Origin of the sequence: Mycobacterium sp. E2462 (genome assembly GCF_001672685.1) — a bacterium.
In the GTDB taxonomy this organism is placed as follows: Bacteria; Actinomycetota; Actinomycetes; order Mycobacteriales; family Mycobacteriaceae; genus Mycobacterium.
This window is the reverse complement of record NZ_LZKC01000260.1, coordinates 1-22,332: the sequence shown is the minus strand read 5'-3', so window position 1 is coordinate 22,332 and position 22,332 is coordinate 1. Positions and strand designations below refer to the sequence as shown.

Annotated in this window: 20 protein-coding genes and 1 pseudogene; 7 read left to right on the top strand and 14 right to left on the bottom strand. The window is 70.3% G+C overall.

Annotated features, from left to right (window positions below; translation table 11 throughout):
* Window positions 1–12: 12 nt before the first annotated feature.
* The 9 genes from egtA to A5714_RS12945 all read right to left on the bottom strand — a co-directional run bounded on the left by egtA (window position 13) and on the right by A5714_RS12945 (window position 10,756).
* On the bottom strand, window positions 13–1,290 hold the full coding sequence (gene egtA, locus A5714_RS12985) for an ergothioneine biosynthesis glutamate--cysteine ligase EgtA (RefSeq protein WP_068285688.1): 1,278 nt from the start codon (window positions 1,288–1,290) through the stop codon (window positions 13–15).
* Window positions 1,291–1,465: 175 nt separating this feature from the next.
* Window positions 1,466–2,113, bottom strand: coding sequence for a sensor domain-containing protein (locus A5714_RS12980; RefSeq protein WP_156747297.1), 648 nt, complete (start codon window positions 2,111–2,113; stop codon window positions 1,466–1,468).
* A 41-nt stretch (window positions 2,114–2,154) separates the two neighbouring features.
* Window positions 2,155–3,603, bottom strand: coding sequence for a catalase (locus tag A5714_RS12975; RefSeq protein ID WP_068070302.1), 1,449 nt, complete (start codon window positions 3,601–3,603; stop codon window positions 2,155–2,157).
* Window positions 3,604–3,784: 181 nt separating this feature from the next.
* Window positions 3,785–4,321 carry a hypothetical protein gene (locus tag A5714_RS12970; RefSeq protein WP_068285686.1) on the bottom strand — a complete coding sequence of 179 codons (537 nt, stop codon included), beginning with the start codon at window positions 4,319–4,321 and terminating at the stop codon, window positions 3,785–3,787.
* Window positions 4,322–4,475: 154 nt separating this feature from the next.
* Window positions 4,476–4,907 carry a hypothetical protein gene (locus A5714_RS27635; RefSeq protein ID WP_068285684.1) on the bottom strand — a complete coding sequence of 144 codons (432 nt, stop codon included), beginning with the start codon at window positions 4,905–4,907 and terminating at the stop codon, window positions 4,476–4,478.
* A gap of 150 nt (window positions 4,908–5,057) precedes the next feature.
* Entirely contained in the window at window positions 5,058–7,247 is a 2,190-nt protein-coding gene (locus A5714_RS12960) for an acyltransferase family protein (RefSeq protein WP_068285721.1), read from the bottom strand.
* A 49-nt stretch (window positions 7,248–7,296) separates the two neighbouring features.
* Complete coding sequence (locus A5714_RS12955; protein WP_068285682.1) at window positions 7,297–8,448, bottom strand: DUF4185 domain-containing protein; 1,152 nt, start codon at window positions 8,446–8,448, stop codon at window positions 7,297–7,299.
* A gap of 7 nt (window positions 8,449–8,455) precedes the next feature.
* Window positions 8,456–9,490 carry an aspartate-semialdehyde dehydrogenase gene (locus tag A5714_RS12950; RefSeq protein ID WP_068285679.1) on the bottom strand — a complete coding sequence of 345 codons (1,035 nt, stop codon included), beginning with the start codon at window positions 9,488–9,490 and terminating at the stop codon, window positions 8,456–8,458.
* Window positions 9,491–10,756 carry an aspartate kinase gene (locus tag A5714_RS12945; protein WP_068070319.1) on the bottom strand — a complete coding sequence of 422 codons (1,266 nt, stop codon included), beginning with the start codon at window positions 10,754–10,756 and terminating at the stop codon, window positions 9,491–9,493. It lies immediately after the preceding gene.
* Window positions 10,757–11,042: 286 nt separating this feature from the next.
* Here A5714_RS12945 and leuA point away from each other — a divergent pair, with 286 nt between their 5' ends.
* Window positions 11,043–12,839 (top strand): 2-isopropylmalate synthase, encoded by a 1,797-nt coding sequence (gene leuA / locus A5714_RS12940; RefSeq protein WP_068285678.1) that lies wholly within the window; start codon window positions 11,043–11,045, stop codon window positions 12,837–12,839.
* A gap of 8 nt (window positions 12,840–12,847) precedes the next feature.
* Here leuA and A5714_RS12935 read toward each other — a convergent pair whose 3' ends face one another.
* On the bottom strand, window positions 12,848–14,479 hold the full coding sequence (locus A5714_RS12935; protein WP_197513677.1) for a chloride channel protein: 1,632 nt from the start codon (window positions 14,477–14,479) through the stop codon (window positions 12,848–12,850).
* A 201-nt stretch (window positions 14,480–14,680) separates the two neighbouring features.
* Window positions 14,681–15,667, bottom strand: coding sequence for a DEDDh family exonuclease (locus A5714_RS12930; RefSeq protein ID WP_068285719.1), 987 nt, complete (start codon window positions 15,665–15,667; stop codon window positions 14,681–14,683).
* A gap of 100 nt (window positions 15,668–15,767) precedes the next feature.
* Here A5714_RS12930 and A5714_RS12925 point away from each other — a divergent pair, with 100 nt between their 5' ends.
* Genes A5714_RS12925 through A5714_RS12915 form a run of 3 tightly spaced genes read left to right on the top strand, consistent with a single transcriptional unit; the run spans window position 15,768 to window position 18,110 of the window.
* Entirely contained in the window at window positions 15,768–17,006 is a 1,239-nt protein-coding gene (locus tag A5714_RS12925) for a Mur ligase family protein (RefSeq protein WP_068285676.1), read from the top strand.
* Window positions 16,999–17,703, top strand: coding sequence for a type 1 glutamine amidotransferase (locus A5714_RS12920; protein ID WP_068070310.1), 705 nt, complete (start codon window positions 16,999–17,001; stop codon window positions 17,701–17,703). The genes A5714_RS12925 and A5714_RS12920 overlap by 8 nt, the downstream gene beginning before the upstream one ends.
* Window positions 17,700–18,110, top strand: coding sequence for a hypothetical protein (locus A5714_RS12915; protein WP_068285674.1), 411 nt, complete (start codon window positions 17,700–17,702; stop codon window positions 18,108–18,110). Before A5714_RS12920 ends, A5714_RS12915 begins: the two co-directional genes overlap by 4 nt.
* A gap of 6 nt (window positions 18,111–18,116) precedes the next feature.
* Here A5714_RS12915 and recR read toward each other — a convergent pair whose 3' ends face one another.
* Both recR and A5714_RS12905 read right to left on the bottom strand, forming a co-directional pair.
* A complete protein-coding gene (recR, locus tag A5714_RS12910; protein WP_068070312.1) occupies window positions 18,117–18,728 on the bottom strand; it encodes a recombination mediator RecR in 612 nt (203 codons plus the stop codon).
* 10 nt (window positions 18,729–18,738) lie between these two features.
* On the bottom strand, window positions 18,739–19,086 hold the full coding sequence (locus tag A5714_RS12905) for a YbaB/EbfC family nucleoid-associated protein (RefSeq protein WP_068070313.1): 348 nt from the start codon (window positions 19,084–19,086) through the stop codon (window positions 18,739–18,741).
* 98 nt (window positions 19,087–19,184) lie between these two features.
* Between A5714_RS12905 and A5714_RS12900 the strand changes: the two genes are divergently transcribed.
* Complete coding sequence (locus A5714_RS12900) at window positions 19,185–19,946, top strand: Rv3717 family N-acetylmuramoyl-L-alanine amidase (protein ID WP_082959719.1); 762 nt, start codon at window positions 19,185–19,187, stop codon at window positions 19,944–19,946.
* On the opposite strand, the gene A5714_RS12895 is transcribed toward A5714_RS12900, so the two are convergent.
* Window positions 19,943–20,389, bottom strand: a complete 447-nt coding sequence (locus tag A5714_RS12895) for an SRPBCC family protein (RefSeq protein WP_068070315.1) — start codon at window positions 20,387–20,389, stop codon at window positions 19,943–19,945. The two genes, A5714_RS12900 and A5714_RS12895, sit on opposite strands and share 4 nt — an antisense overlap.
* A gap of 91 nt (window positions 20,390–20,480) precedes the next feature.
* Between A5714_RS12895 and A5714_RS12890 the strand changes: the two genes are divergently transcribed.
* Together A5714_RS12890 and A5714_RS12885 are read left to right on the top strand one after the other, a co-directional pair.
* Complete coding sequence (locus tag A5714_RS12890) at window positions 20,481–21,878, top strand: FAD-binding oxidoreductase (RefSeq protein WP_082959721.1); 1,398 nt, start codon at window positions 20,481–20,483, stop codon at window positions 21,876–21,878.
* A pseudogene (locus A5714_RS12885) lies at window positions 21,875–22,332 on the top strand (SAM-dependent methyltransferase); the annotation flags it as partial. The gene A5714_RS12890 and the pseudogene A5714_RS12885, both read left to right, overlap by 4 nt.

Here is a 22,332-nt window from a genome sequence, read left to right as displayed (position 1 = left end):
CAGCAGCAGAAGTCACAGCCCCCCTTGCGCCAGTCGCGCCACCACCGGCGCGATGCCGTGTTCGATCACCTGGTCGGCGAACTCGTCACCCGGACATCGGCCCTGTTCGACGCAGCCGACCAGCCGATGCATCGACTCCTCGACCTCGGGCGGCGCGAGCTCGGCGGCGATGGCCAGGCACTGGTTGGCCGCCTCGCGCAGCCGGCGGTCGCGCAAGCCCAGCCGCGCCGCGGTGTCCCAGGCGGTGGCGACAGGCTCGACGGCCGCGGCCGCGGCGTCGGCGGCCGCCGGGTCGTCGAGCAGGGCCGCCATGGTGAACGCCACCGCCGGCCAGAAGGCCTCCGGCACGCTGTCCAGGTACCGGATCTCCAACCACTGGCGGGGGCGCACCGGCGGGAACAGCGTGGTCAGGTGGTATTCCAGGTCCGCGAAGGTGGGGCGGCGGCCGGCGAGCAGCGCGCGGCCGTCGACCCAGTCGGCGAACGGCACCCAGTGCGTGACCGCCTCGGCGTCGGGGTGGTGCACCAGCATCACCGGGGCCTTGAGGGCGTAGCGGGCCCAGTCGGTGCGCGGGTCGTCCCCGCTGGCGCCGAGGATGGGACCGCAGCGCGCCGAATCCATGCGGCCCCAGACCCGCTGGCGGCTGGAGACCCAACCGGTGAATTCCCCGTCCAGCATCGGGGAGTTCGCCGTGAGCGCGATCATCGTGGGCCCCAGGGCGTGGGCCAGGCGGACCCGCGCCGCCCAGCCGTCGCGCGGCCCGGCGTCGAGGTTCACCTGGATCGAGGCCGTCGACGTCATCATGGCCGCGCCGGCCTCGCCGGAGCGGCTGGTCGCGAAGAACCGCTCCATCGCGCGGTACCGGGCGCCGGGATTGATGCGCTGGGGTGGCCGCAACGGATCGGCACCGAGGAACACCAGGCCCAGGCCGGCGCCCGCGAACGCGGCCCGCAGCACCGCCTGGTCGCGACGCATCGCGTCGATGGCGGGCACAACGCCCGCCGCGGGCGGCCCGGACAGTTCGACGGCTCCGCCGGGCTCCACGGTGACCCGGCTCCCGCCGGGCAGCGGCCCCAACGCCTCCAGGACGCCGCCGATCTCCTCCCAGCCGGGCCTGCGGTGCGGGTCGGCCGGATCGTGGCAGTGGGCTTCCAGCTCCAGACCCACCCGGCCGACCGGCCCGTCCGCCAGGCAGGCCTCGGCGATGTGGCGGGCAGCGGCCTGCGAATCGGTCAGCTCGGCGGAGTCGGGACGTTGCAGCGGCGAGGTGGTGATACCGACGAACGCCATATCACGATCCCTTCGGGCCGGAAGCCGAGCAAGCCGAACACGTCTTGGGCGAACCGGTCCGTTGCGTGGCTAACGGAACGATAACCGCCCCTACTTCATCTAGCAGGTGCCTCTGACATATTCCCGATCCGCCCGGTTGCGACGCCCCGGCAACCACGCATCCCCCCTCGCGCGGTCACTGACTGAGCGCGTTCTGCATCGCCCCAGCTAGAACGTTGACCGCGGGGCCACCGTTGCCGGACTGGCACACCTTCGCTTGCAGCAAAACATTTTCGCGCAGCCTGGTTTGATTGAAGCAGCGCCGGTCGGTGCCCTCTTCCTGCTTCGTCCAGTTCTCGTCGGTGACGCCGGGCGCACCGCCGTCGAAGGACCACGCCTGGGTGGTGCCGTTGTCGAGGTGCAGCGCGGTGGTCTGCCCCGAGCAGCCCACGGTGCGATCCACCACGCGGTGAAACGCCCGGCCCGCGGCGTCGCTCGTGGCGAACACCCCGACCGCCTGCTTCACCAGATGCGTCTGGTCCGTCGCGGAGGTCTGGGCGACCGCGCCGTTGAACGACGCCAAGTCCGGGTCGTTGTAGACCTCCGGCAACCCGATGTCGGCCCAGTTGTTGCAGACCGGCAGGTCCACCCATTCGCCCTGCACCGGCTGGGTGAACACCGACTCCCAGCCGATGGGCCCGCCGACGATGTTGCCGACCGACCCCTTGCCGAGCACCGCGTAGTTCACCACGCCCGGCTCCGACGGGTGCGCGGCCGCGACCGGCACGGCCAGCGCCGGGGCGCCGGCGGCTCCGAGGATCAGCGCCGCCACCCGGACCCGCATGGTCATGGCAGCGATCATGCCAGGCACGTCGGCGGGTCGCGTCAGCCCCCGTTGGCGCGGACGCCCTCCTCGACCTTCTTCCCGAGGTCGGGGTCCACGTTGCGCCAGTATTCGAAGACCCGCGACAGCACCGGCTCTTTCACACCCTTGGACACGTGGCCGATGATGTTGTGCGCCAAGCGATCCCGTGCGTCGTCGTCGAGCACCTCGCGGACCAGCGTGCCGGCCTGGCCCCAGTCGTCGTCCTCGGCGCGCAGCGTGTAGGCGGCGCGGACCATCTCGCCGTCGGCGTGCCAGCGCACCTCCGCGGCGCGCGCCGGGTCGGCGTGCGGGCCGCCGTAGGAGTTGGGCGCGTACACCGGATCGGAGACGTTCTTGATCCGCATCGCGCCGTCCTTGGAGTAGCTGTTCACCTCGACCTTCGGCGTGTTGACCGGGATCTGCTTGTAGTTGGTCCCCAGCCGGGCGCGGTGCGCGTCGGAGTAGGAGAAGCCGCGGGCCAGCAGCATCTTGTCCGGGCTCAGCCCGGTTCCGGGCACGATGTTGTTCGGCTCGAAGGCGGCCTGCTCGATCTCGGTGTGGTAGTCGGTGACGTTGCGGTCCAGGGTCAACTTCCCGACGTCGATCAACGGATAGTCGCCGTGCGGCCACACCTTGGTCAGGTCGAACGGGTTAAACCGGTAGGTCTTCGCCTCCTCGAACGGCATGATCTGCATCTTGAGCGTCCAGCTGGGGAACTCGCCCCGCTCGATCGCCTCGTACAGGTCGCGCTGGTGGTAGTCGCCGTCCTCACCGGCCAGCTGGTCGGCGTCCTCCTGGGTCAGGTAGTCGATGCCCTGGTCGCTGATGAAGTGGTACTTCACCCAGAACATCTCCCCGGCGGCGTTGAGCCAGCTGTAGGTGTGGCTGCTGTAGCCGTTCATGTGCCGCCAACTCTTCGGGATACCCCGGTCCCCCATCAGCCAGGTGACCTGGTGCGCGGACTCCGGCGACAGCGTCCAGAAGTCCCACTGCATGTTGTTGTCGCGCAAATTGCTTGACTGCAAACGCTTTTGGGACCGGATGAAGTGCTGGAACTTCAACGGGTCACGGATGAAGAAGACCGGCGTGTTGTTGCCGACCATGTCGAAGTTGCCCTCGGAGGTGTAGAACTTCAGCGCGAAGCCGCGCGGATCCCGCCAGGTGTCTGGGCTGCCGCGCTCGCCCGCCACGGTGGAGAACCTGATCAGCGTGTCGGTCTTGGTGCCGGGCTGGAACACCGCGGCGCGGGTGTACTGGCTGACGTCGTTGGTGACCTCGAAGTGCCCGAAGGCACCGCCGCCCTTGGCGTGCGGTTGGCGCTCCGGGATGCGCTCCCGGTTGAATTGCGCCATCTGCTCGATCAGGTAGTGGTCCTGCAGCAGGATCGGCCCGTCGGGCCCGATGGTGAGCGACTGGTCGTCGCTGGGCGCAGCGATGCCGGCGTCGTTGGTGGTGAACCGCTCGGTCATTCCGTTTCTCCTCGTCGAGTGGGCTGAGTCATCCGAGGGCGCGCCGTATTCAAACCCGTTGTGTCGCATGGCTTTTCCTGCCATACGCGCATTCAGCAGGCCGTTCGGGCACGTTATCGAGTATGCCGCCTATCTTGAACTAGTCAAGAATCTCGCGGCTAGCGCACCCGTCGAGCGCCCGTCAGCGCCGGGGCGCGGGCGTGCTGGGCGGCGGGCTCGACGGGCCCGCCGGGCCGCCGTAGCTGGGTCCGCCCCAGCCGCCACCCGGCCCGCCCGGGCCGCCCGGACCGCCCGGGGGCAGCGGCACGATCAGACCCGGGCCGCCGGGACCGCCGGGACCCCACTGGCCGTTGTCCGGGCCGCCGTACTGCCACGGCCCGGGCCCGCCGGGGCCGGGCCACCCGGGGCCGGGGCCGCCGTACTGCCAGGGGCCGTTGCCCGGCGCGTTACCAGGGCCGGGCCCGGGGCCGCCGGGGCCGTTAGGGCCGCCGGGGCCGACCATGCCGTGGTGATGGTGGCAGTGGTGATGCCCGAACAGGAACGCGCCGGTGAAGAAGACGGTGGAGATGATGAACACGATCCCGGCGACGATCACCACCCACGCCGCAGCCGTGTACAGCCGCGGTGGCTTCACCGGCGGCGGGGGCGGCGGTGCCACCGCCGCGGCGGGGGCAGGCTCGGCGACCGGCTGGGTGTGCGGTTCGGGTGTCTCACTCATGCCTTGAATAGTGCCCTGGCTGCCGGGCTGCGTAACAGGTCCCCGACACAAACTTGCTGTGAATCGAGATGCCGCGGTGAGGAAGCGGTGACATGCCGAGTAGCCCGGCGCTCGGGGGTGAGCGCCGGGCTACGAGTTGGTGATGGAGGGGTCGTCAGCCGCCGAGCACGACGACGGTGGGAACCTGCCCCAGGGCGCCGGGCGACACGGTCGCGGGGTGGAACAGCGACGACGGCAGGTGGCCGGGGCCCATGCTGCTGGGCCGGACGGCGGACGGGCCGGGCGTCGCGGGCTGCTGGCCCTGGCCGCCGGGACCGTTCGGGCCGCCCGGGCCGAAGCCGGGACCACCCGGCCCACCCGGACCGTGGTGGTGCATCCACGCCGCGTGGTGGCCGTGGTGGTGACCGCCGTGGTGGCCGGCGTGCTTGCCCAGGGTGTAGCCGGTGAAGAAGATGACCGCGACGATGAACACGATCCCGGCGACGATGGCGACCCAGGCCGCGGCCTGGAAGACGCGGGGCGGGCGGTGGTAGAGCGCCGGCTCGACTGCGGCCGGCGCGGGTTCGGTTGCGGTGGAGGTCCGCACGGTGGGGGTTTCAGAAGTTTCACTCATGAGACAAATGATGAAGCCGTTAACAGTAGTGAGCGCTATGCGCTACTTATGTAGCAGCTGTGAGCCCTAAACCACCCCCGACCAGGCATGGAGCGGTGACGGCGGCGGGCTGGCGGCCGCCCATCACGGGCCGGCCAGCGCGCGATCGGTCAGCGCCCCGATCGCCGGCGCCAGCACCCGCGCGTACTCGAACGTCAGGTGGTATTCGTCCTGGTAGACCAGGGTGTTGCCGACGATCGGCGGGCAGCGTTCCGGGCCGCAGAACAGGTCGGAGACGTCGGCGTATCGCCCACCGCCGGCCGCGGCGGCGGCGGCCTCGGCCGCGATACCGGTCGCGTTGACGGCCGTGGCCCGGGTGGCCGCGCACGCCGTCGCGTCGTCGAGATGCACCGACAGGCAGTCCGGCACCATCGAGTGCGGATCCGGGGTGGGCCCCAGCACCAGCACCCGGGCGCCGGTCGTTCGCAACTGCTGCACCAGCCGGGTCAGCCTGTCGATCCACGCCGGTCCGTAGGGCGGGTATCCCACGCCGCTGTCGTGGCGCAGCATGCCCAGCACCACCAGCCGCGGGTGCTCGTCGCGCAGCCGGGCGAGGACCTGGCCGCGCCACGTGTCGCACTCGGTGTAAGGCCGCTGCACGAAGATCTTCAGGGGCAGGTCGAGCATGGGGCAGGCCCCTTTGGTCAGGACCTCCAATCGCCAGCGGTGCTGCTCGGCGAAGTGCTGAAACGCCGGGCTCCACACGTAGGCGTTCGAGTCCCCAACGAGGGCCACCCTGGTCGGGGAGGCCGTGTCACCCGCCGCGCACGGGGGCTGGTCGACCTCCAGCAGATTACGCAGGCAGCCGTCCAGGCCGGGCGGCGTCGGATCGTGCAAGGCGTCGGCGAGCGACGGGTCCAGATTCGAGGGCACTGCTCGAAGGTCCGCCGACGCGGCGATGGCGGCCTGCACCTGCGCGAACACCCGCTGCACCGCCGCGTCGGCGCTGCCGACGTCCGCACCGCGGGGCACGGGGTCGGCCAATACACGCACGGGAGCGGCGGCCGGGCCCCGGCCGACCGGAATCGGCTCGACCACCAGCAGCGCGACGCCGACGACCACCGCCAAGGCGGTGGCCACGCCGCCCAAGGTCAGACTGCGGGCGGCCGAACCCCGTACCGCCGGGGCATAGCGCAAGGGGTTCTCGACGAACCGCAGCGTGAGCACGGCGAGCGCGAGGGAGACCAGCACCGCCACCAGCCCGTCGATCGGCCCCATCGGGCGTCCCAGCAGCGGCGTCGCCAGCAATAGCACCGGCCAGTGCCATAGATACCAGGAATACGACACCCGGCCGGTCGCGCGCAGCGGCGGCAGCGCCAGGAGGCGGCCGCAGCCGCGGGTTGCGGTGGCGCAGCCCGATCCGATGACCAGGGCGGTGCCGAGCACCGGCAACAGCGCGGCGCTGCCCGGGTAGGGCGTGGCCGCGTCGAGCTGGCTGCACGCCACCCCGATCAGCGCCAACCCGCCCCAGCCGACGACCGCGGCCGCCAGCGCGGGGAGCCGCCGCCATTGCGGCGCCGTCAGCGCCACCAGGCCGCCCACCGCCAGTTCCCACGCTCGGGTGTGCAGCGAGAAGAACGCGACAGGGGGCGCGGTGCGCGTCGTCACCACCGAGAAGCCGAACGACACCGCGGCGACCAGCGCCAGAACGGCCACGTACGGGGCGGCCGACGACCCGGTGCCGTCGCCGCGGCCGCGGCCGCGCCGAACCAGCCACGCGGTGCCGATGATGAGGGCCGGCCACACCAGGTAGAACTGCTCCTCGACGCCCAGGGACCAGTAGTGCTGGTAGGGCGAGAGGGACGGCTTGCTGATCTGGAAGTAGTCGACGCCCTGCAGCGCAAACCGATAGTTGCCGACGTACAGCGCGCTGGCGATGCCGTCACCGATGACCGACCTGGCTTCCAACGGCGTCAGCAGCACCACCGAAGCGACCGCCGTGATGACACCGACCAGCGCGGAGGCCGGCAGGAGACGCCGGGCGCGCGCGCCGTAGAAGCGGCCCAGCCGCACCGTCCCCGCGGCGGCCGCCTCCCGCCACAGCATGCCGGTGATCAGGAAACCCGAGATGACGAAGAAAACGTCCACACCGACGAAGCCGCCGCTGACGCCGGGAACGCCGCAATGGAACGCAATCACGGCCAGGACCGCGACGGCCCGCAGGCCCTCGATGTCGGGGCGGAAGCCCGCTTTCGCGGGTCGGTCGTCGGCGGGGGCGTCCGACGGTGCCGAACCGGCCGGCGACGGAACTCGATTGACGTCTTCTGAGGTCATGCCCACCTCTCCAGTTGTCTACGCGAATTGTGCCCGACGCGATCCGCCGTCAGTCATCCGGCTTGAACGGGTTGACCGCGAACTGGATCACCCGGTACGGCGCGGCCACCCGGGCCCGGGTGTCCCACTGGCTCACGAAGATTCGCAACTCGTCGAGCGTCGAGCCGGGCGAGATGTACCCGCCATACGGCTGCGCCAGCCGGTTGTCCTCCGGCGGCGGCAGGCTTTCCGCTGGCTCCGGCCATTCGTCGTGCTGCACCACCGTGGTGACCGGCGCGCCACCCAGCTTCGTGGGGTCGTCGGCGACGCGAACCTCCATGTTGCCGGTGCTGGCGTTGAAGTAGGACAACACGGTTTTGCCGTCGATCTGTTTGATCGACATCTCGCCCACCTGGTCCGGCCACAGCGGTGTCGGCGCCTTGCCCCAGCCCGCGCCCGCGGCCCAGCCCTGCCATTGGGAGCGGTCGGTGAATGCCTGCGGCGTCGCCCGGTACAGCACCGCGGGGTCCCGGCGGGTGAAGCTGTCGGCGACGATGTAGACCCATCCGCTCGGCGAATCGGGGGCGGGAATCGGGTCGTAGTAGCCGCTGATCTGCGTCTGCGAACCGCCCTGATAGGAGGCCGGGCGGCGCGATCCTGCGACGGTCTGCCATCGATCGCGCTGCGGCTCGGCGGTGACCAGCCGAGAGCTCTCCGGGATCAGGTCGTGCGTGGTGGTCACCATCAGGTAGTTGCGCCGGTTGATCTGCACCACGCCGGCCGGCAACTGCGAATCGCCCGCGGGGGTGGGGTCGGCCAGCAACGGGTTGAACACCCCCATCACACCCGAGTACCGCACGCCGTCGGGGTCGTCCACCGAGGACGTGTCGACGCGCAGCGCGATCGGCGCGAAGTCGCGGCCGAAGCCCACGCCCTGCCCGGGGAAGCTGTCGCCGCAGATCTGCAACACCTGCGTGGGAAACTCCATGAACTCGCACAGATCGGTCGCGCCGATCTCGAAATCCCTTGTCACCGTTCCCGTTCCGGCGGTCGGGCCGAGCCGCAACACCTGCCCCGGGGCCAGCTGCCGCAGCACCGGCTCCGGCACCGGGGCCGGCGGGTCGGCGTGCGCGGTGGCAGCCCAAAACCCATGTGCGGCAATAAAAAAACACGTAAGCAGCAGCGAGCGCCGCGCGACCGATCGGTGTTGCGCGGCGCTCACCCGCGGGTCACAGCTGAGCGGCCAGCAACTCGGCGATCTGAATGGTGTTCAGCGCCGCCCCTTTTCGCAGATTGTCCCCGGAGACGAACAGGGCCAGGCCCCGCCCGTCGGGAACACCGGGGTCGCGCCGGATACGACCGACGAGGGATTCGTCGACGCCGGCGGCCGCCAGCGGCGTGGGCACGTCCACGACCTTGACCCCGGGCGCGCCGGCCAGCAACTCGTGGGCGCGCTCGGGCGAGAGCGGGCGGGCGAACTCGGCGTTGATCGACAGCGAGTGCCCGGTGAACACCGGCACCCGCACGCAGGTGCCGCTGACGGCCAGGTCGGGGATGCCCAGGATCTTGCGGCTCTCGTGGCGCAGCTTCTGGTCCTCGTCGGTCTCGCCGGAGCCGTCGTCGACCAGCGAACCGGCCAGGGGCACCACGTTGAACGCGATCGGCGCCATATAGGTCTGGGGTTGCGGGAACTGCAGCGCCGAGCCGCTGTGCACCAGCCGCTCGGCGCCGTCGATCACCGCCCGCGCCTGGCTGGCCAGCTCGTCGACGCCCGCCAGGCCGCTGCCGGACACCGCCTGGTAGCTCGACACCACCAGCCGCTGCAGCCCGGCCTCGTCGTGCAGCACCTTGAGCACCGGCATCGCGGCCATGGTGGTGCAGTTCGGGTTGGCGATGATGCCCTTGGGACGGGTTGCCGCGTCTCTGTCGAAGTTCACCTCGGACACCACCAGCGGCACGTCCGGGTCCTTGCGCCAGGCCGACGAGTTGTCGATCACCGTGACCCCGGCCGCGGCAAAGCGCGGCGCCTGCACCAGCGACATCGTCTTGCCCGCGGAGAACAGCGCGATATCCAGGCCGGCCGGGTCGGCCGTGGCCGCGTCCTCGACCTCGATCTCCTGGCCGCGGAATTGAAGTTTGCGGCCCTGCGAGCGGGCCGACGCGAAGAACCGCACCGAGGTCGCGGGGAAGTCCCGCTCGTCGAGCAGGGCGCGCATCACCTGGCCGACCTGGCCGGTGGCGCCCACCACGCCTAGAGAAACCATCTACCTACCCGTTCCGCCGTACACCGTCGCCGACTCCTCGCCGCCGAGCCCGAACGCCTCGTGCAACGCCACGACGGCCTTGTCTAGTTCGGTGTCGCGGCACAGCACCGAGATGCGGATCTCGGAGGTGGAGATCAGCTCGATGTTGACGCCCACCTGGGCCAGCGCCTCGCAGAAGGTGGCGGTGACGCCGGGGTGGCTGCGCATGCCCGCCCCGATCAGCGACACCTTGCCGATGTGGTCGTCGTAGAGCAGCTGGGTGAAGCCGATCTCGTCGGAGAGCGCGTCCAGCTTGGCCACCGCGGTGGGCCCGCTGTCGCGCGAGCAGGTGAACGTGATGTCGGTCTTGCCGTCCTCGATCTTGGAGACGTTCTGCAGCACCATGTCGATGTTGACGTCGGCGTCGGCGACGGCGCGGAACACCCGGGCGGCGTAGCCCGGGATGTCGGGGATGCCGACAACGGTCACCTTGGCCTCGCTGCGGTCGTGCGCGACTCCGGTCAGGATGGGGTCTTCCATGTGTATGTCCTTGATCGATCCGACGACGACGGTGCCCGGCTTGTCCGAATACGACGAGCGCACGTGCACCGGGATGTTGTAGCGGCGGGCGTATTCGACGCAGCGCAGCATCAGCACCTTGGCGCCGCAGGCCGCCATCTCGAGCATCTCCTCGAACGTCACCGTGTCGAGCCGGCGGGCGTTGTGCACGATGCGCGGGTCCGCGGTGAAGATGCCGTCGACGTCGGTGTAGATCTCGCAGACGTCGGCGCGCAGCGCCGCGGCCAGCGCGACCGCCGTGGTGTCCGAGCCGCCGCGGCCCAGCGTGGTGACGTCGCGGGTGTCCTGGCTGACGCCCTGGAACCCGGCCACCAGCACGATGCGCCCCTCGTCCAGCGCGGCCTGCAGCCGCCCCGGGGTTACCTCGATGATCTTGGCGTTGCCGTGGGTGCCGGTGGTGATCACGCCGGCCTGCGACCCGGTGAACGAGCGCGCCTGTGCGCCCAGCGATTCGATCGCCATCGCCACCAGCGCGTTGGAGATCCGCTCCCCCGCGGTCAGCAGCATGTCGAGCTCGCGCGGCGGCGGGGCCGGACACACCTGTTGCGCCAGGTCCATCAGGTCGTCGGTGGTGTCACCCATCGCCGACACGACCACGACGACGTCGTTGCCCTGCTTCTTGGTCGCGACGATGCGCTCGGCGACGCGGCGGATCCGGTCGGCGTCGGCCACCGACGATCCGCCGTACTTCTGTACGACGAGCGCCACGTTCGTCTCCCCGCCCTTCTGCCAGGCCACTTCGTTTTGAGTCCACAACAGAATACGTGGCGGTGCATCTGCATTAACGTTGCGATACCGGCCCCCGCCACCTGCGGTTTCGTCCCCGCTGCGGCGCGGTTTCTCACCACGGGGCCTGGCGCGGTAAAGTGCAGACCGTGCAGCGGGTGCTCCTCCTCGGACGCCGCGACGGGGTCTGATCCAGACCGGCCTCCCGTCGCGGGTGTTCGCGATGCGCCGGTCTGAAGTTTCCTTCTGACACCCCCGGAGCAATCACGTGACTACCCAACCCGACGCCTATAGCTCGGCACGAGCCATCGTCAAGCCTGCCGGCCCGCCCCGGCCCGGGCAGCCCACCTGGAACCCGCAGCGTGGCTCGGCCATGCCGGTCAACCGGTACCGCCCCTTCGCCGACGAGGTCGAGGCCATCCGGCTGCCGGACCGCACCTGGCCCGACCGGGTCGTCGACGCCGCGCCGCTGTGGTGCGCGGTCGACCTGCGCGACGGCAACCAGGCGCTGATCGACCCGATGAGCCCCACCCGCAAGCGGCGCATGTTCGACCTGCTGGTGCGAATGGGCTACAAGGAGATCGAGGTCGGGTTCCCCTCGGCCAGCCAGACCGATTTCGACTTCGTCCGCGAGATCATCACCGACGGCGCCATCCCCGACGACGTCACCATCCAGGTGCTGACCCAGTGCCGCCCGGAGCTCATCGAGCGCACGTTCCTGGCCTGCGAGGGCGCGCCGCGCGCCATCGTGCACTTCTACAACTCCACCTCGATCCTGCAGCGGCGCGTGGTGTTTCGCGCCGACCGGGCCGCGGTGCAGGCCATCGCCACCGACGGCGCGCGCAAGTGCGTGCAGGAGGCCGCCAAGTACCCGGGCACGCAGTGGCGGTTCCAGTACTCGCCGGAGTCCTACACCGGGACGGAACTGGACTACGCCCGCGACGTGTGCGACGCCGTCGGCGAGATCATCGCGCCGACGCCGGAGAACCCGATCATCTTCAACCTGCCGGCCACCGTCGAGATGGCGACCCCCAACGTCTACGCCGACTCCATCGAGTGGATGAGCCGCAACCTGGCCAACCGGGAGTCGGTCATCCTGAGCCTGCACCCGCACAACGACCGCGGAACCGCCGTCGCCGCGGCCGAATTGGGCTACCAGGCGGGCGCCGACCGGATCGAGGGCTGCCTGTTCGGCAACGGCGAGCGCACCGGCAACGTGTGTCTGGTGACGCTGGGGCTCAACCTGTTCTCCCGCGGCGTGGACCCACAGATCGACTTCTCCAACATCGACGAGATCCGGCGCACCGTGGAGTACTGCAACCAGCTGGCCGTACCGGAACGCCACCCGTACGGCGGGGACCTGGTCTACACCGCCTTCTCCGGCAGCCACCAGGACGCCATTAACAAGGGGTTGGACGCGATGAAGGTGGCCGCCGACGAGGCCGACTCCGACGTCGACGACATGCTGTGGCAGGTGCCGTACCTGCCGATCGACCCCAAGGACGTCGGGCGCACCTACGAGGCGGTGATCCGGGTCAACTCGCAGTCCGGCAAGGGCGGGGTGGCCTACATCATGAAATCCGACCACGGCCTGGCGCTGCCGCGGCGGCTGCAGATCGAGTTCTCGCAGGTGGTGCAGAAAATCACCGAAGGGGAGGGCGGCGAGGTCTCCCCGAAGGCGATGTGGGACGCGTTCTACGAGGAGTACCTGGCGCCGGTGCGGCCGCTGGAGCGGATCCGGCAGAAGGTGACCGCCGCCGAGGTCGACGGCGGCACCGACACCATCGAGGCGGTGGTCAAGCTCGACGGCGTGGAGCGCGAGATCCTGGGGGCGGGCAACGGGCCGCTGGCCGCGTTCGTCGACGCGCTGGGCGCGATCGGCGTCCACGTCGCCGTCCTGGACTACTCCGAGCACGCGCTGTCGGCCGGCGACGACGCGCAGGCCGCGGCGTACGTCGAGGCGTCGGTGTCCGGCAAGACGGTGTGGGGCGTGGGCATCGCGCCGTCGATCACCACCGCGTCGTTGCGCGCCGTCGTGTCGGCGGTCAACCGGGCGGCGCGCTGAGCTCTTGGTCAGCTAGCCCGGCCGTCGCGCCGAGCCGCCGCCCAGCGACGAACGACGCTGCGCGGCGGCTTGGGGAAGTAGGGGATGAGGTGCCTGGTCCGTTCGGTTTCTTCGTTGAAGTCGTGCAGGTGGGCGGTCAGCAAGTCCTTCAGCAACAGGTGACCTTGATCGGCGCCCGCCGGCGATAGGACCCGCAACGGCAGGCCTTCCGTTTCGGCGAAGACATTCGCGGCGTGCCGCAAGGTTGCCCGCGCGCTGACGGCGCCGCCTCCCGGCGTGGGAACGGGTCCGGCACGCATCACCTCGGCGACCAGGAAGGCCTCCAGCGGGTCGGTCGTGTAGTCACGGGTCAGATGCATCCCGGTCCGGGTGATCTTCTCGGTGAGCACGGATCGTGACAGCATCAGCACGGATACGACGTAGGCGGTGATCGTGGCGATGATCACCGGGAGCATGGTGGGCCAAGCGCGGGTGAGCTCGAGGGTGAAGGCGATGGCCGCGAAGGGTGCCCGCATGAGGCCGCAGACCACGGCGGCCAGGCCCAGCATCGCCCAAAATCCGGGAAACACGTGTGGAAGCCACTGCCCGACGAACGCTCCGAGCGCACTGCCGATCATGAAGACGGGAGCGAATACACCACCCGAGGTTCCCGAGCCAAGCGACAGCGCCCAAATTGCGGTCTTCACCACGAGAATGCCGACGATCAGCGACAGGCCGGCCCGCCCGGTGAGTAGCGAATCGATCACGTTGTAACCGACGCCGAGAGCATGGGGTTCGACCAGGCCACCCACGCCGATGAGCAGACCGCCGATGGCCGGCCACCACATCCAATGGATCGGCAGCCGCGGAAAGACATTCTCGGCCCAGAAAACCAGGTGTGACGCGCCGATAGCCACCAGGGCGCCGGCCAGCCCGATTGCTGCGGCCAAAATATCTATGGGCCAGGCGATTTCAGGTATGCGCACCTCAACCGGAAAGACCGCCCCGGCGCCCAGGATGAACGTGCGCATGACGGTGGCCATGGCGACCGCGCTGGCCACTGGGACCAAGCTGCGCGGCCGGAATTCAAAGAGCAGCAACTCGACCGCCAGCAAGATGGACGCCAAAGGAGCGTTGAAGGTGGCCGCAATGCCACCGGCGGCACCGGAGGCGAGCAGGATCTTTCGCTCGTCTGCGGTCAGATGCAAGAACTGGGCGACAACCGATCCCATCGCGCCGCCAGTCATGACGATCGGGCCCTCGGCACCGAACGGACCGCCGGTTCCGATGCTAATGGCTGCCGAAATCGGTTTGAGAATCGCCACTTTCGGTTCAACCCGGCTGCTGCCGGTGAGGATTACCTCGATGGTCTCGGGCATACCGTGGCCGCGAACCTGGTCCGATCCGTACCGAGCCATCAGGCCGATCACCAGACCACCGGCAACCGGCGCACCCAATATCAGCCACCATGGATGGTGGTTATCGACGGGAGATACCAGGGCATCCGAAAGACGTTGATAGAAAACAACGTTGGTGACTAATCCGATGAGCTTGAGCAGACACCACGCCACCCCCGCCGATAGTGCGCCGATGAACAGCGCCACGCTGGTGGTCAGCAACACCCGCCGATCGACGGAGAAATCCGCCAGCGGTCCACTCACTCAATTGTCCTCACTGCTGCGATGGACGATGCCGCCACGCAGTCGCCGCTTTGGATCGGTCCCCCAGGACGCCAGGCGCATGACGCTTTTGCGCTCACCGCAATGGCTCGCTCATGGTAACAATTGGGCCTCAGACCAGCGCCTGGGAACTTCCCGGGTGCCGGCTGAGAACACGCTGGGATCGCCGCCCAAGGGTGGAGATCAGAACAGCGCGAGCTGGGTGTCGGCCGGCGTTGCGTCGATGAACTCCTGAATGGTGGCGCCGCCGATTACGGCGGCGACGCCGTCCATGAACTGCGCGTCGGAGACGACCGGCACGCCCAGCTGCTGGGCCTGGAAGCCTTTGCCCTGTCCGGGTGCGTCGTCGTTACACACCACCAGCGAAGTCTCGCGGTCGACTACGTCGGAGTAGGCCAGCCCGGCGTGCAGGATCCGCTCGACCATCTCCTCGTGGGTGCGCCGTACCTCGGCGGCCAGCGCCACCCGCATGCCCTGGACCAACGGCCGGCCCCGCACATACGGGCCGGGATTGAGATACGGGCACGGCATCCGCGACGCCAGCACCTTCAACGGTCGCAGCTCGTCGTGGGTGACCCGGCCGTTCGGCCAGCGGCGCCGGGTCACCGGGCGCACCGGCAACCAGACGTCGCGCTCCCGGGCCCGCCGCAGCGCCGGCGCCAGCACGCCGGTCAGCACCAGGGCGTCGTCGAAGGCGTCGTGGGGGCGCTGCTGGGCCACACCCCAGTGCGCCGCCAGGGTTTCCAGCCGCAGGTTCTCGGTGCCCAGCTCCAGCCTGCGGGCCAGCTCGACGGTGCACATCACGGTGTCGACGGGCAGCTCGGCGCCCGCCAGCTCGGCCTCGGCGGCCAGGAACGAGTAGTCGAACGCGACGTTGTGCGCCACCAGCGTCCGGCCGCGCAGCACCTCGATCACGTCGCCGACGATGTCGGCGAACTGTGGCTGGTCCTCCAGCATGGCGGCGGTGAGGCCGTGCACGTGCGTGGGGCCGGGATCCACCCCGGGGTTGAGCAGGCTCACCACCGACTGCTCGACGCGGCCGTGCGCGTCCAGGCCCAGGACCGCGAGGCTGATGACGCGGGCCTGCCCCGGCCGGAACCCGGAGGTTTCGACGTCGATCACCGCCCAACCCCCGTCCGGCGCGCCGGAGGGGCGGCCCCAGGAATTCATGAACGTCAGGATGGCACGTCCGACCGACATCGCCCGGTCGTTGAGCGGCCGTGTCGGTACGAATTCGATGCCGGCGCTCGCCCGCCCTTAAAATGCCCGGGTGGTCACCCCCCGCGCACGCCTCGCCCTCGCCGCCGGCGCGAGCGCGCGCTGGGCGTCCCGGGTGACCGGGCGCGGCGCGGGCGCGATGATCGGCGGCCTGGTGGCCATGACGCTGGACCGCTCGGTGCTGCGGCAGCTCGGCGCCGGCCGGCGCACGGTGGTGGTGACCGGCACCAACGGCAAGTCGACCACGACGCGGATGACCTCGGCCGCCCTGGGCACGCTGGGGCCGGTGGCCACCAACGCCGAGGGCGCCAACATGGACGCCGGCCTGGTCGCCGCGCTGGCCACCCATCGCGAGGCCGGGCTGGCCGCCCTCGAGGTCGACGAGATGCACGTGCCGCACGTCTGCGACGCGGTCGATCCCCGCGTCGTCGTGCTGCTCAACCTGTCCCGCGACCAGCTGGACCGCGTCGGCGAGATCAACGTCATCGAACGCACGCTGCGCGCCGGCCTGGCCCGGCACCCCGGGGCGGTGGTCGTCGCCAACTGCGACGACGTGCTGATGACCTCGGCGGCCTACGACAGCCCGCACGTGGTGTGGGTGGCGGCCGGCGGTTCCTGGGCGAACGACTCGGTCAGCTGCCCCCGCAGCGGCGAGGTCATCGTGCGCGACGCGAACCACTGGTACTCCACCGGCGCCGACTTCAAACGCCCCAGCCCGCACTGGTGGTTCGACGACGACACCCTCTACGGCCCCGACGGCCTGGCCCTGCCGATGCGGTTGGCCCTGCCCGGCGCCGTGAACCGCGGCAACGCGGCGCAGGCCGTCGCCGCCGACGCCGCGCTCGGCGCCGACCCCGCCAAGGCCGTCGCGGCCGTCGCGACCGTCGACGAGGTGGCCGGCCGCTACCGCACGGTGGCGGTGGGCGCGCATCAGGCGCGGATCCTGCTGGCGAAGAATCCGGCCGGGTGGCAGGAGGCGCTGTCGATGGTGGACAAGCACGCGGCCGGGGTGGTGATCGCCGTCAACGGGCAGGTGCCCGACGGGGAGGACCTGTCCTGGTTGTGGGACGTGCGCTTCGAGCACGTAGGAAACGCCTTCAGGGGGCCAGTCGTGGCGGCCGGTGAACGGGGCACCGACCTCGCGGTGCGCCTGGGCTACGCGGGCGTCGCGCACACGCTGGTGCACGACACCGTCGCGGCGATCGCGTCGTGCCCGCCCGGGCGGGTCGAGGTCGTCGCCAACTACACCGCGTTCCTGCAGCTGCAACGGGCGTTGGCGCGCCGTGGCTGACCCGGTGCGCATCGGGCTGGTGCTCCCCGACGTGATGGGCACCTACGGCGACGGCGGCAACGCCGTGGTGCTGCGCCAACGGCTGCGGGCGCGCGGCATCGCCGCCGACGTCGTCGAGATCACGCTCGACGACCCGGTGCCCGAGTCGCTCGACCTGTACACGCTCGGCGGGGCCGAGGACTACGCCCAACGCCTGGCCACCCGGCACCTGCTGCGCTACCCGGGCCTGCAGCGCGCGGCGGAGCGCGGCGCCCCCGTGCTGGCGATCTGCGCCGCCGTGCAGGTGCTCGGCCACTGGTATGAGACGTCGGCGGGAGAGCGCGTCGACGGCGTCGGCATGCTCGACGCCACCACCGTCCCGCAGGCCGCGCGCACCATCGGCGAGCTGGTGACCACGCCGGCGCTGGCCGGGTTGACGCAGCGCCTGACCGGTTTCGAGAACCACCGCGGCGGCACCACCCTGGGCCCCGCAGCGGCCCCGTTGGGCGCGGTCGTCAAGGGCGCGGGCAACCGGGCCGGTGACGGCGTCGACGGCGCGGTGCAGGGCAGCGTCGTCGCGACCTACATGCACGGGCCGTGTCTGGCCCGCAACCCCGAACTGGCCGACCTGCTGCTGAGCAAGGTGGTGGGTGAGCTGGCACCGCTGGAGCTGCCCGAGGTTGAGTTGCTGCGCCGCGAACGACTGGCGGCGCGATGAGGCCGGGGGTCGTCGGCGGTGCCCTGGTCGTCGCGGCCGCGCTGGCGCCTGCGGCGCCCGCCCACGCCGCCCCGGAGGTCCCGATGGGCCGGTACACCGTGCTCTACACCGACAACGACAAGACGACGGCGTGGGTGTTCGCCCCGTGCGGGTCGGACTGCACGGTGGCGACGTCGCAGGACGGCGGGAACTTCGTGATCAGCTGGGAGTTCGACCTCGTCGCCGGGCGCTGGACCCACAGTGGGGCGGCCCAGGCGCCGTGCGCCAACGGGGCGTCCGCTCCGGCGACCGTCGACTACAGCTTCGACGCCGTGTCGCTGGCCGGCGAGGGCCGGACGACGATGTCGGCGGGGTGCGGCGAGCCGGGCTCGACCGTCACCCGGGCGTTTCAGCTCACCAAGGGCTGAGCGGCGTCAGGCCATCGCCCGGCGGCCGGTCAGCGCGCGGCCCAGCGTCAGCTCGTCGGCGAATTCCAGGTCGCCGCCCATCGGCAGCCCGGACGCGATGCGCGTCACGGTCAGCCCCGGGATGTCGCGCAGCATCCGCACCAGGTAGGTGGCGGTCGCCTCGCCCTCGGTGTTGGGGTCGGTCGCGATGATCACCTCGGTGATGTCGACGTCGTCGACCCGCGCCCCGATCCGGCTGAGCAGCTCGCGAATCCGCAGCTGGTCGGGGCCCACTCCGGACAGCGGGTCCAGCGCCCCACCCAGCACGTGGTAGCGGCCGCGGAATTCGCGGGTGCGCTCGACGGCCTGGACGTCCTTGGGCTCCTCGACCACGCACACCAGCGAACCGTCCCGGCGGGGATCGGCGCAGATGCGGCAGCGCTCGTTGTCGGAGACGTTGCCGCACACCGCGCAGAACCGCACGCCGTCGCGGACCTTGCCCAGCACCGCGGTCAGCCGGTCGATGTCCGGCGGCTCCACCGACAACAGGTGAAAGGCGATGCGCTGCGCGCTCTTCGGACCGATCCCCGGCAGCTTGCCGAGCTCGTCGATCAAATCCTGGACGGGTCCTTCGAACATGTCGGCGGGATCAAAGCCCCGGGATCTGGGTCGGCGGCTGGCCCGCCGGCGGGCCACCCAGGCCGCCAGCCAGCGCCCCCAGCCGCTCCTGCGCCATCCGGGTGACCTGCCCCGAGGCGTCGGACATGGCACCCACGATCAAGTCCTGCAGGGTTTCGACGTCCGAGGGGTCGACGACCTGGGGGTCGATCTTCACCGCGACCACCTCGCCGCTGCCCTTGACGACGACCTCGACCAGGCCCCCGCCGGCCTGGCCACGCACCTCGGCGTTCGCCAGCTGCTGCTGGGCCTCCATGAGTTTCTGCTGCATCTGCTGGGCTTGGGCCAGCAGCGCCGACATGTCGCCTCCGGGTTGCATGACGGTCCCCTCGCATCTTGGTCTCGAGTTGGTTTCGCTCGTGTCTGTCCGGCGATTCGAAACACCCAGCGTAGACCGCGCGGAGCTAGGTTTGCGCCGTGGACCTACCAGTGAGCAGGCGTGTCGGCATCCGATCCCTCATCGGCATGATCGTCGCCGCGTCGACAGTGATCATCCCGAACGCCACGGCGGCCCCGTCCAACATCGCGGGCATGGTCGTCTTCATCGACCCAGGCCACAACGGCTCCAACGACGGCTCCATCAACCGTCAGGTGCCGACCGGCCGCGGCGGCACCAAGGACTGCCAGACCAGCGGCACGGCCACCAACACCGGCTACATGGAGCACAGCTTCACCTGGGACACCGCGCTGCGGGTGCGCGCCGAGTTGAACGCCCTCGGCGTCCGCACCGCCCTGTCGCGCGCCAACGACACCGGGCTGGGTCCGTGCGTCGACGAGCGCGCCAACGCGGCCAACGCCTTGCACCCCAACGCGGTGCTGAGCATCCACGCCGACGGCGGACCGCCGTCGGGCCGGGGCTTCCACGTCAACTACTCGGCCCCGCCGCTCAACCAGGTGCAGGCCGGGCCGTCGGTGCAGTACGCGCGCATCATGCGAGACCAGTTGCAGGCCTCCGGCATTCCGCCGGCCAACTACATCGGGCAGAGCGGGCTCTACGGTCGTTCCGACCTGACCGGCCTGAACCTGGCGCAGTACCCGTCGATCCTCGTCGAGTGCGGCAACATGAAGAACCCCGCGGATTCGGCGCTGATGGAGTCCGCGGAGGGCCGGCAGAAATACGCCGACGCCCTGGTGCGCGGCGTCGCGGGATTCCTGGCCTCGCAGGGGCAGGCCCGCTAGCTACCCGGCGTCTCCAGTTCGCGCTTGAGGTTGCCCAGCACCTCGCCCTGAATTCGCTTCAGCCCCAACGGCGCAAAGGTCTTCTCGAAGAAGCCCTTGACGCCGCCGGCGCCGGTCCAGGTGGTCTTGACGGTCACGCTGGAGCCGGGGCCCGCGGGCGCCACCGTCCAGTTGGTGACCATCGAGGAGTTGGCGTCCTTTTCGATCACGGTGTGCCCCGCGACGTCGACGGCGGCCTGCACGTCACGCACCCGGGACTTGGTGGCCTGCAGCTTCCACTTCGCCACGGTTCCCTGACCCTGGCCACCCTGCACCACCTGGTAGTCGCTGTACTGGGGAGACAGGATTTTCGGGCGCACCGTCTGGTAGTCCGCGACGGCGGCGAGGGTGGCCCCGGGCTCGGCGTTGATCAAGATCGTGCTCTCTGCGCTCACCTGTCCCACGGCGAATCCTCCTTGAATTGTGGCGTGCTGATCACCCGCTTCTGCGGCCCGCGCGCGGGTGCACGGGCCGGTGTCGAAGACTAGGGTATCTCTGGTGGGTGTTCCCGGATCTGCACTCTCTACCCACCAGTCGGGCGTCGACCGGTTGCTGGCGAGTTACCGATCGATTCCCGCGACGTCCGCCGTCCGGCTGGCCAAACCCACCTCAAACCTGTTCCGCGCCCGTGCCAAACGCGACGCGCCCGGCCTGGACACCTCCGGCCTGACCGGCGTCCTCGGCGTGGACGCCGACGGTCGCACCGCCGACGTCGCCGGCATGTGCACGTATGCGGACCTGGTCGCCGCCACCCTGCCGTACGGCCTTTCGCCGCTGGTGGTTCCGCAACTGAAGACCATCACCCTGGGCGGCGCGGTCAGCGGCCTGGGCATCGAGTCCGCGTCGTTCCGCAACGGCCTGCCCCACGAGTCGGTGCTGGAGATGGACATCCTCACCGGCGCCGGGGATTTGGTCACCGCGTCGCGCACCCAGCATGCCGACCTGTTCCGCGCCTTCCCGAATTCCTATGGGACGCTGGGTTATTCGACGCGGTTGCGGATCGAGCTGGAGCCCGTCGCGCCGTTTGTGGCACTGCGCCACATCAGGTTTCACACGTTGCCCGACCTGCTCGCGGCACTGGAGCGCATCGTCGACACCGGCGGCCACGGCGGCCTGCCGGTCGACTACCTCGACGGGGTGGTCTTCTCGCCCGACGAGAGCTACCTGTGCGTCGGGCGGCGGACCACCACCCCGGGACCGGTCAGCGACTACACCGGGGCGGGGATCTACTACCAGTCGATCCGCCACGACGGCGCGAACGGCGCCGTCAAAGACGACCGGCTGACCATCCACGACTACTTCTGGCGCTGGGACACCGACTGGTTCTGGTGCTCCCGGGCGCTCGGCCTGCAGAACCCGCGGGTGCGGCGTTGGTGGCCGCGCCGCTACCGGCGCAGCAGCGTCTATTCGAAACTCATTGCCCTGGACCGCCGTTTCGGGGTGTCGGACCGGATCGAGCGGCGCCGCGGCCGCCCGGAGCGTGAGCGGGTGGTGCAGGACATCGAGGTCCCGGTCGAACGGACCTGCGACTTCCTGGAATGGTTCACGGCCACGGTGCCGATCGCCCCGATCTGGTTGTGCCCGGTGCGGTTACGCGATCCCGACGGCTGGCCGCTGTACCCGATGCGGCCGGACCGCACCTACGTCAACGTCGGCTTCTGGTCCTCGGTACCCGCCGGGCCGGAGGGGAGCGCGGCGGGCGCGACCAACCGCGCCATCGAGGCGAAGGTGAGCGAGCTCGACGGGCACAAATCGCTGTACTCAGACTCCTTCTACTGCCGCGACGAATTCGCCGAGTTGTACGGCGGCGAGGCCTACAGCACGGTCAAGAAGGCTTACGATCCCCATGCCCGTCTTCTCGATCTCTACGCAAAGGCGGTACAACGGCGATGACGACGACGCGGGAACCGTTCCGTACCAGCAGCGGCAAACTCACCATGGCGCAGATCCTGGAGATCTTCGCCGCGACCGGCCGCCACCCGTTGAAGTTCACCGCCTATGACGGCAGCACCGCGGGATGTGCGGACGCCGAGCTCGGCCTGGAGCTGCGGACCCCCCGCGGGGCCACCTACCTGGCCACGGCGCCGGGCGAGCTCGGCCTGGCCCGCGCGTACGTCGCGGGTGACTTGCAGCCCTGCGGGGTGCATCCCGGCGACCCCTACGAGTTGCTCAAGACGCTGACCGACCGGGTGCAGTTCAAGCGGCCCCCGGCGCGGGTGCTGGCGCAGGTCGTGCGGTCGCTGGGGGTCGAGCGGCTGGTGCCGATCGCGCCGCCGCCGCAGGAGACCCGACCGCGGTGGCGACGGGTCGCCGACGGGCTGATGCACACCAAGAGCCGCGACGCCGA

Excerpts from the sequence above, each read along its gene's own strand:
- A5714_RS12980 (WP_156747297.1), bottom strand. The coding sequence starts at position 2,113 with ATGCGGGTCCGGGTGGCGGCGCTGATCCTCGGAGCCGCCGGCGCCCCG.
- A5714_RS12960 (WP_068285721.1), bottom strand. The coding sequence starts at position 7,247 with ATGACCTCAGAAGACGTCAATCGAGTTCCGTCGCCGGCCGGTTCGGCA.
- recR (WP_068070312.1), bottom strand. The coding sequence starts at position 18,728 with ATGTTCGAAGGACCCGTCCAGGATTTGATCGACGAGCTCGGCAAGCTG.
- A5714_RS12930 (WP_068285719.1), bottom strand. The coding sequence starts at position 15,667 with ATGAATTCCTGGGGCCGCCCCTCCGGCGCGCCGGACGGGGGTTGGGCG.
- A5714_RS12970 (WP_068285686.1), bottom strand. The coding sequence starts at position 4,321 with ATGAGTGAGACACCCGAACCGCACACCCAGCCGGTCGCCGAGCCTGCC.
- A5714_RS12975 (WP_068070302.1), bottom strand. The coding sequence starts at position 3,603 with ATGACCGAGCGGTTCACCACCAACGACGCCGGCATCGCTGCGCCCAGC.
- egtA (WP_068285688.1), bottom strand. The coding sequence starts at position 1,290 with ATGGCGTTCGTCGGTATCACCACCTCGCCGCTGCAACGTCCCGACTCC.
- A5714_RS12905 (WP_068070313.1), bottom strand. The coding sequence starts at position 19,086 with ATGCAACCCGGAGGCGACATGTCGGCGCTGCTGGCCCAAGCCCAGCAG.
- A5714_RS12950 (WP_068285679.1), bottom strand. The coding sequence starts at position 9,490 with ATGGTTTCTCTAGGCGTGGTGGGCGCCACCGGCCAGGTCGGCCAGGTG.
- A5714_RS12915 (WP_068285674.1), top strand. The coding sequence starts at position 17,700 with ATGAGGCCGGGGGTCGTCGGCGGTGCCCTGGTCGTCGCGGCCGCGCTG.